Below are 323 nucleotides of genomic sequence, written 5' to 3' on the forward strand. Positions count from 1 at the left end.
TGCGCGAGGTGCGCGGGCTGATCGAGGCTGCCTCCACCGACGACGAGCGCGAGAACGCGTACCGACGCATGAGCAGGCTGATCGGCCGCATGCGGCGCACCGCGCCCGACTTCGCCGAGCTGATCGACGTGCGCAACCACGTGCGGGTGTCGGCGGAGCGCGTCGTCGCGGCGACGGGCGAGCATGTCGCCCTGTACGACCACATCGGCGAGAAGTCCGGTGGCGAGTCGCAGGAGCTCGTCGCGTTCATCGTCGGCGCCGCGCTGCGCTACCAGCTGGGGGATGCCGGTGCCGAGCGCCCGCGCTATGCGCCGGTGTTCATG

At 71.5% G+C, this 323-nt stretch carries 1 protein-coding gene; it reads left to right on the forward strand.

All coding sequences use genetic code 11. From position 1 onward, the window contains the following. Positions 1-323: SbcC/MukB-like Walker B domain-containing protein (locus KI686_RS17545; RefSeq protein WP_237590351.1), on the forward strand; the 323-nt coding region annotated here is incomplete at both ends.

This window comes from Polaribacter sargassicola (assembly GCF_021991835.1).
In the GTDB taxonomy this organism is placed as follows: Bacteria; Bacteroidota; Bacteroidia; order Flavobacteriales; family Flavobacteriaceae; genus Polaribacter; species Polaribacter sargassicola.